Source organism: Psychrobacter sp., assembly GCF_018260395.1.
GTDB lineage: Bacteria > Pseudomonadota > Gammaproteobacteria > Pseudomonadales > Moraxellaceae > Psychrobacter.
In genome coordinates this window covers 1-8,574 of the sequence record NZ_JAGLBC010000103.1, presented here as the reverse complement: position 1 = coordinate 8,574, position 8,574 = coordinate 1, and the positions used below count along the sequence as shown (strand labels likewise).

The 8,574-nt window shown below is 37.7% G+C and carries 6 protein-coding genes; 2 read left to right on the top strand and 4 right to left on the bottom strand.

Annotated features, from left to right (window positions below; genetic code table 11):
- The first annotated feature begins 142 nt into the window (after positions 1-142).
- Together QZ265_RS08185 and QZ265_RS08180 are read left to right on the top strand one after the other, a co-directional pair.
- Positions 143-1,825: an AMP-binding protein gene (locus QZ265_RS08185; protein ID WP_296405172.1), complete on the top strand. Its 1,683-nt coding sequence runs from the start codon at positions 143-145 to the stop codon at positions 1,823-1,825.
- Between the two features lie 313 nt (positions 1,826-2,138).
- Positions 2,139-2,849, top strand: a complete 711-nt coding sequence (locus tag QZ265_RS08180; protein ID WP_296405170.1) for a hypothetical protein — start codon at positions 2,139-2,141, stop codon at positions 2,847-2,849.
- A gap of 32 nt (positions 2,850-2,881) precedes the next feature.
- Here the strand turns inward: QZ265_RS08180 and guaD are convergent, their stop codons facing one another.
- The 4 genes from guaD to QZ265_RS08160 form a co-directional block, all read right to left on the bottom strand.
- Positions 2,882-4,258, bottom strand: a complete 1,377-nt coding sequence (gene guaD, locus QZ265_RS08175; RefSeq protein ID WP_296405167.1) for a guanine deaminase — start codon at positions 4,256-4,258, stop codon at positions 2,882-2,884.
- A gap of 106 nt (positions 4,259-4,364) precedes the next feature.
- Positions 4,365-5,366, bottom strand: a complete 1,002-nt coding sequence (gene xdhC / locus QZ265_RS08170) for a xanthine dehydrogenase accessory protein XdhC (protein WP_296405165.1) — start codon at positions 5,364-5,366, stop codon at positions 4,365-4,367.
- Positions 5,367-5,471: 105 nt separating this feature from the next.
- Complete coding sequence (locus QZ265_RS08165) at positions 5,472-8,147, bottom strand: molybdopterin cofactor-binding domain-containing protein (protein WP_296405163.1); 2,676 nt, start codon at positions 8,145-8,147, stop codon at positions 5,472-5,474.
- Positions 8,148-8,150: 3 nt separating this feature from the next.
- Positions 8,151-8,513, bottom strand: coding sequence for a hypothetical protein (locus tag QZ265_RS08160; protein WP_296405174.1), 363 nt, complete (start codon positions 8,511-8,513; stop codon positions 8,151-8,153).
- Between the last annotated feature and the right edge of the window lie 61 nt (positions 8,514-8,574).

The window sequence follows — 8,574 nt, the reverse complement described above, 5'->3', positions numbered from 1 at the left end:
CTTACTCTTCTTCTCATCATTTCTAAACGTTGCACTTCATCGTTGAATCTAAGTCATAAATAGGTACAGCGAATGATTAATTGTAATTCATATACAATAGCTTCTAGGCTGAAGTATAAAAATTAACTATGGAAGGTAAGCTATGAATAAGTTTTGGACCGAACTCTATCCTGAAGGCGTCGCTAAAGATCTGCCACCTCAAAATGAATCTTTAATTGATTTTTTCGATGAATACCTAACTAAATATGCTAAAAATAAGTTTATGACCACTATGGGCGTCTCATATTCTTATGCCGATGTAGATAAAATATCAAAAGAAATAGCAGCATGGATTCAAAGTTTAGGCCTTAAAAAAGGGTCATCTATCGGTATAATGATGCCTAATGTAAACCAGTATCTGCCTATTGTTATTGGAGCATTACGTGCTGGTATGGTTTTAACTTTAATCAATCCCTTATATACCTCTCGTGAGCTAAAACATCAGTTAATTGATGCTGACGCTAAAGTTATATTTATTCTTGAACCATTTGCGCATAGCTTAGACTCTATTATTGATAAAGTTCCTGTTGAAACCGTTGTTGTTAGTACTATTGGTGATATGTTGGGAACGACAAAAGGAGCTTTGATAAATTTAGCAGCAAAGCATCTCAAAAAAGCAGTGCCTAAATATGATCTATCAGGCTCTTCAAGCTGTAAAGAACTAAGTTTCAAAGATGTTTTAAAGAAAGGTAAAAAATTAAAATATAAGCGTCCTGATGTAAAACCTAATGACCTAGCCATGATTCAATACACTGGCGGCACGACTGGTACAGCCAAGGGGATTTTAATCTCTCATCATAATGTGGTGTATGGTACTAATCAGTATGATGAATGGTTTAAGCCTTTAAATTATGATGTGAACAAAGACGGTCAAATGACATGCGTTGTTGCCTTACCGATGTATCATATCTTTGCTTTTATTATTTCGTTATTAGGGTTCCGAACCGGTCAACATATGTTACTTGTTACCAATCCTCGTGATATTGATGCTTTTGTTAAATTACTTAAAAAAGAAGAGTTTCATCTTCTTCCTGCTGTGAATACCTTATTTCAAGCCCTGCTGAATCATCCCGATTTTGGCTCAATAGACTTCTCAAAATTAAGATTGTCTTTAGCAGGCGGTATGGCAGCTACGCCTGAAATGGCGCGTAAGTGGTTAGAAACTACTGGTGTACCTATTCATGAAGGATGGGGTATGTCCGAAACGCTAGAAGTTGGAACTGCAAACCCTCTTTCCAATAAGGAATTTACGGGTAGTATTGGTATGCCTCTTCCAGGTATTGATATTCAAATATTTGATGATGAAGAAAATTTACTAGGAGTGGGCCAAGAAGGTGAAATCTGTATCAAAGGTATGAACGTTATTCAAGGTTATCATAACATGGATAACAGTAAGTTCTTTACTAAAGATGGTTATCTGAAAACTGGTGATGTAGGGGCTATAGACGAAAAAGGTTATGTTAAACTTTTTGATCGCAAAAAAGATATGATTATTGTCAGTGGCTTTAATGTCTATCCAAATGAGATAGAAGGCGTTGTAGAGATGCATCCTAAAGTTAGAGAATGCTCTGTAGTAGGTGTGGAGGATGTGTCACAAGGTGAATCAGTTAAGTTATTTGTGGTTGCTGATGATTCAAGCTTAACCAAAAAAGAGCTTATAGAATTTTGTAAAAAGAATCTAGCAGGTTATAAATGCCCTCGTCATATTGAGTTTATTGATGAGCTACCTAAGTCCACGGTAGGTAAAATTTTAAGACATGAACTTCGCAGTAAGAGTAATAGCTAGTATTTTTAATCTATACGATTAAGAGTAGGTTGTTATCAAAGGCTGGCCAATTATGGTTCAGCCTTTTTTTGATGATAAATCTAAGCTAATTTTTAACCTTGTATATCTGATATATAACGCAATCTTATGAGTATACTCAAGTCCAAAAACTATAAACAAGAAATTAGTCAGTACTCATATTCATAGATATAAATTGACCAAGATAATTTTTTTGTAATAAGTTAAACTGCCTCGATAAAGTTATTCAAATTAATTAGGCATTTAAGCAATTGAATAGAAAGCAATTAGATAATTAGCAAACAAGGCACATGGTATGGAACAAGTACAAACGGCGATAGAATATAAACCTGTCTTTATGCCAAGAGTAGGCAGTGATAATTTAGTAAAAACGGATATGGTTCGCGTAGAACGCCATGTGGGTTTTGCCACTAGACAGAAGAAAAAGACTATTAATGATTTGCATCAAGTCATACGAAAAAAGTATGGTTTTAAAAATGTGTTGGAATTATCAACTAAGTCTGGTAATAAATTAAGTTTTCTACTTAGTCCTTATAGCTTACAAATAACTGCAGACGATGGTAAAAAGTATAGTGTTGAAAATGCCTTTCAAGCCAGCAAAGTATTTGAAAAGGGCGGGCCTTATCTAGATTTACTAACTGAGAAACCTAGGCAGGCAAAAAACGATGAACGATTAATCTCATCGGGTGAACCCACAGGATATGATTATTTTGGAATGCAATGGGAAGTGGAACCTTTAACTACCTTTTATGATTGGCTTTATATCAACGCGTTAAAACAGCACCCTGAATTATATGATGAGGTAGTGCAATATCAAGCCTTTACTGATATTACCTTTAACCCTAAGAAGACCATTCACTGTGCCGCGTATTCTCTGGCTATGTTTGTAGCGATCTACAAACGTGATTTACTCGATAAAGTTGAAGACGCAGGTGAATTTTATGATTTACATTCAGAGTTTGAGATAAGTAATACTGAGCATCTTTTGGAAGAAGGTTGGTTTTAAAATTAGTATCTAGCTTTATCTTAATTTGACCATTAATTATGCCTTTTTATTCTATATCGACTTATACCAGCGATAAATGTCTGCTCAATCACTCTGTCATCGGCAAGCATCATTAATATAAATAATGCTTCTTCTAAAGTACTGGTTTGGGATATCCGATTTTCTAATAGGGGAGTTGCTTTAGGATCTATAACCACAAAGTCGGCCTCACTACCTTTCGCAAAATTACCAATTTTATCTTCTAAACATAAAGATTGCGCATTGCCAAGGGTGATTTGATACAAGCCTTGATGAGCGGACAACCGGTTGCCTTGGAGCTGTTGAATCTTGTAGGCTTCATTTAGAGTAGACAGAAGATTTAGGCTAGTTTCAGCACCAACATCTGTAGCAATACTTACTCCGGTGAAGCTTAGCGTTTTGGGTAAATCAAACAACCCACTGCCCAAAAACAAATTTGAAGTGGGGCAATGTGAAATTTGTGTGCCCGTTTGTTGTAAACGTTGATATTCTGATTCGTTAAGATAAATACCATGTGCGAGCGTAGTTTTTCTACCCAGTAATCCCATTTGATCATAAACATCTAAATAGCCTTGATATTGCGGATACATCTCATTGACTGCGGCAATTTCATCTTGGTTTTCTGCTAAATGCGTTTGCAAATAAACGCCGTTATTTTGTAGATATAACTTGCCAGCTAGTTTTAACTGTTCAGGGCTAGAAGTGATAGCAAAACGTGGTGTGATTGCCACCATTTGACGGCCATTGTTATGCCAGTTATCGATTAACTTTTGTGTATCTTTAATACCTTGTATGGCATTGACACATAACGTATTCGGGGCGTTTTGGTCCATTAAAACGTTGCCACATATCATTCGACTATTTAGCAATGAACTCGCTTTAAAGAACTCATTGGCAGAGCAATAATGGCTGGTTGCAAATACCATGGCACTGGTTGTGCCATTGGCAAATAACTGGTTTAAAAAGAACTCAGCTTTAGCGCAAGAGTATTCAGCATTTCCATATTTGACTTCTGCTACAAAAGTATAATTATTGAGCCAATCCAATAGTTGTTCACCATAAGCAGCAATAATATCAAGCTGAGGGTAATGCACATGTGTATCAATAAATCCCGGCATTATCAGCTTATCGCCATAGTCATGAACTTCAACATTTTGATACTTATCTAGAATCTCATGCGATGCGCCATAGTCTATGATAACACCGCTTTTATCATCAATAACCAAAGCCCCTTTTGGGATATATTCCGGTGCGATCGTATCGCCATGATTGACGGGCATTAAGGGCTGTTGAAGCTGTAAACAGTACGGTGATGAATTACAACCGTTATTTATAGCCTCATCTGACACTAGGTAATGAAGCAGTCTTGCTTGGTAGATATGTAAGGTCATACCATATCCTTAAATAGTATATTTTTTTATTAGATTAATTGATGATGCTGAGGTTTTACTCAGGCTGTACTCTGGTTGTACTGTATTTAGCTTTGATTAGCTGATGTTAGCTTTGATTATATTGCTGCAAGACTTGAGCCATGATCGAAATAGCCACGGCAATAGGTTCTTTGCCACCTATAGGTAAGCCTATAGGCATATGTAAAGATTGGATGTCAGCTTGGGTAAAGCCACGTTGAATTAGGCGTTGTCTGAATCTATTCGCCTTAGTTTCGGATGCGATGCATCCTATATAAGAGGCTGGTTCACGCTTAGCGTTTTCAAAACTTGGATTTGGGGAATTGGATTTATGTAGAGCATGTGACTGATCAAGATTATTTAATTCTTCAAGTGAAGTTGTAGACTGTCTATTCATCTCAATGGCAGCTTTGACTAAGTCAAAATCCAAGGAATGATCATGCGTCATAATCAATATGTAGCTTGGGCTATTATATCCATGGATAAACTCAACAGGATCATCGCTTATATAGGGGGTAATGTGAGCTGGTAGCTGTTCTAGGTGCTGTGGTGAAAAAATATTTGGTCGATTATCTATCCAGCTAACCTGGCAATTTAGCTGTGCCAATATGCTTACTAATGCTGAAGCTACATGACCTGCACCAAACAGCAGAATTGTTAAAGGTGGCTTTAAATTGAAACTTTCAAATAATACGGTCACACTACCACCACAGCATTGACCAAGTTTTGCTCCTAAAGGATAGTGCTTAGTATACGCCATTTTATGCTGATTTTTATCGCCTTTAATCTCTTCGGTCGGTAATTTATAGGTTAGCAAAACTCTAGCCGTTTTAATCACCTCAAATTCTAAACCGCCACCACCAATAGTGTCGTAACTTTCCTTCTCAGTTACCACCATTTTTGCTTGTAAGTCTCTAGGGACGGAGCCACTAACCTTGACTATGGTTACTAACACATGTGGCAAACCTTGTTGTTGACACTGATACAATGCGCTATACCATTTTTTTGAACCATGACAACCGTTACCAGTATGTTTATCATTTTTTTTGTTTGAATTAAAAGGTTTAACTAATTTTAAAGGTATAGCCATTAGTGATCCTCTATATTTATATTATTATCACTATCAATACTATCATCGCGTTATCTTCACTATTCACTATTCACTGTTTAGTATTCACTGTTTAGTATTTAGTATTTAGTATTTAGTATTAGGCTCTAAACTTTGTGCAGGCCCTCTACTACCTGCAACATTTGATTGATTATCTGGTTCAGTATTGTAAATATGTATACCATCGCTCAGACTTATTTTAGGAGGCTTATAATGTGTCTCATGCTCAACATATGGGGTAAATAATTGATAAGGATTTTTTGGATCCAATTGAGGATTTAAATCATCCTTATCATCATCGTCAAGACCCCACTTGCCTCCTTCTAAGTGAATCACAGCCTTTAATACTGCTTCAGGTGTGGCAGGCATCGCTAGTTCAGGATTTTTAGAATAGTCAGCAATACTAGCAACAGCATTGTTAATGGCACACCAAACGCTTGCTGCTAGCATAAAAGGCGGTTCACCTACAGCTTTTGAGTTATAAACTGTTTGTTCTTTGTTCTTGCGCTCGTATAGCTTTACATTCCAATGCTTCGGGATATCATGTGCGGTAGGGATTTTATAGTTTGCTGGACTGTTTGAAGCGAATTTTCCATTTTCATCCCAAATAAGCTCTTCTTGGGTCAACCAGCCCATGCCTTGCACGAAGCCGCCTTCAATTTGGCCGATATCTATCGCTGGATTAATAGATTGTCCAACGTCATGCAAAATATCACAGCGCAAAACCTGATAAACACCGGTTATCGTATCTATTTCAACCTCACTGCAAGCTGCGCCTAATGCATAATATAAGAACGGGCGTCCCCATGCTTTATCTCTTTCATAAAATATCTTGGGCGTTTTATAGAAGCCGGTAGCTGATAAACTTACTCGGTTCTTATATGCTAATGTCACGAACTCAGCAAAAGTAAATACTTTGCGGCACTTATTAGTATGGTTAACATTTTTAACTTTGTTATCAAATCTATTATCATCAAATTTAAGGTTATCTTGAGTCCCGTTATCGTCCAAGCTATCAATATTTGTGATATGCACATGGTTATTTTTAAAACAAATATCTGATTGTTCAACCTTAAAGAAGTCACAAGCAAATTTGATAAGCCTATTTTTTATAGTCCGACAAGCATCTTGAGATGCCTTGCCATTTAGGTCGGTACCTGAAGAAGCGGCTGTAGGGGAGGTGTTAGGCACTTTATCAGTTTGGGTAGCTGAAACCTTCACGGTGTCCAAATCAACTGCGAATTCATTTGCAATAACTTGGGCTACTTTAACAAACAGCCCTTGTTCCATTTCAGTACCGCCATGATTGAGATGAATACTGCCGTCAGTATAAATATGAACCAATGCCCCTGCCTGATTAAGGGTCTGTACCGTAAATGAAATGCCAAATTTGACGGGGGTAAGTGCAATACCACGTCTTTTAGGATGACCATTGATAGCTGCTTGTTTGTTTATATGAATAATTTCATCACGGCGCTTATAATAATCACTATCCTTAACTAGCATCTCCATTAATTCGGATAAATCGAAGTGTTCAATGGGTTGCCCATAATGGGTCTGTTGACCATTTTGATATAAATTATTTAACCGAACTTCTAAAGGATCTTTTCCTAAACTGTAGGCAATATGGTCAATCATATATTCCGCGGTCATTAATCCTTGAGGTCCACCAAAGCCGCGATAGGCAGTGTTTGAGACAGTATGAGTGCGACAGCGATGACCAACAATGCTTGCAGTAGGATAATAATAAGCATTATCACAATGAAACATAGCTCTATCAACAATGGCATCAGATAGATCGGGTGAATAACCACATAAGGCCGCCAATTGCATATCAACGCCTTGGATTTTGCCCGTCTCATCAATACCAACTTTATAACGGTTAGAGAACTCATGACGTTTACCTGTGACAACCATGTCATCTTGTCTGTCTAGGCGCATGCTGACTGGCACGTTGTGACGTTTTGCCATTATACCTGCCATACAAGCCCACGCCGCCGCCTGCGTTTCTTTGCCACCAAATGCGCCTCCCATACGACGCACAATAGTATTCACGCTATGAAAGGGTAGACCTGTAACTTCAGCGACCAACTGTTGGACTTCACTTGGGTGCTGTGAGGAAGTATACACTTCTAAACCACCGTCATCGCTAGGAATCACATAAGCCACTTGACCTTCTAAATAAAAATGCTCTTGCCCCAGCATATGAATGGCGCCAGTTAAAGTAATTGGAGCATTTTTTAAAGCTGCATGATATTTACCCCGTTGCATGGTATAACTTGGGCGTACAAACTGTTTTTGTTTTAAGGCATCATCAATAGTTAATAGGGCAGGCAGTGGCTGATAATCGACTACCGCTTTAGCAATCGCTTTTTTTGCAGCACGATGACTTGTGGCGGCTACGACAAATATAGTTTGTCCCACATATACAACTTTTGTATCTGCTATTAAAGGATCGCCTTTAAATACTGGTCCGATATCCGTCTGAGCAGGTAAATCCTTAAAACAAATTACATCAACGACTCCTTCAGATGACCATACAGCATCTAGGTTAATGTGTTGAATGTGCGCATGGGCAAAATCACTTTTACCAATAGCTAAATGTAAGGTATTAATAGGCTTTGCAATGTCATCTACATATTCTGCGCTACCCATAACATGGTTTATGGCGCTATCGTGTTTTGTTGACTCACCTATTTTATTTTTGGGAGGTCTTTGGCGTCTGACTTCATAGCTGTCAAATAAAGGCGAATGATGACTCATGACTTACTCTTTGTAAATTTGGCTAATGGACATAGCGTGATTAGTATTATGCTTTATCTGATTAAATAGCTCTTTACCACTTTGGATAATCAAACGTTGAATAACATGCATGCGATATTCTCTACTGGCTCTGACGTCACTCAATGGTGTTACATCTTTAGGTAAAACCTGTGCTGCGTTTTTGAAGCTAACTTCGTTAAACTTGCTATTTAATAACTTAGATTGCGAATGCTTTGCCAATAAGGGGACACTAGACATACCTCCTAAACCGATACGCGCCTCCATTATATTGCTTAAGGTATTATCTAAGTCAATTCGCAACGCTAATAAACAGGCCGATATGTCATCTTCATACCGTTTACTGATTTTATGAATCTTAGATTAACACACCAAGTGCAACGCTACGTAATATTAAAGAACACCTGAT

Coding starts and splice junctions, on each gene's coding strand:
- QZ265_RS08185 (WP_296405172.1), top strand. CDS start 143: ATGAATAAGTTTTGGACCGAACTCTATCCTGAAGGCGTCGCTAAAGAT.
- QZ265_RS08180 (WP_296405170.1), top strand. CDS start 2,139: ATGGAACAAGTACAAACGGCGATAGAATATAAACCTGTCTTTATGCCA.
- guaD (WP_296405167.1), bottom strand. CDS start 4,258: ATGACCTTACATATCTACCAAGCAAGACTGCTTCATTACCTAGTGTCA.
- xdhC (WP_296405165.1), bottom strand. CDS start 5,366: ATGGCTATACCTTTAAAATTAGTTAAACCTTTTAATTCAAACAAAAAA.
- QZ265_RS08165 (WP_296405163.1), bottom strand. CDS start 8,147: ATGAGTCATCATTCGCCTTTATTTGACAGCTATGAAGTCAGACGCCAA.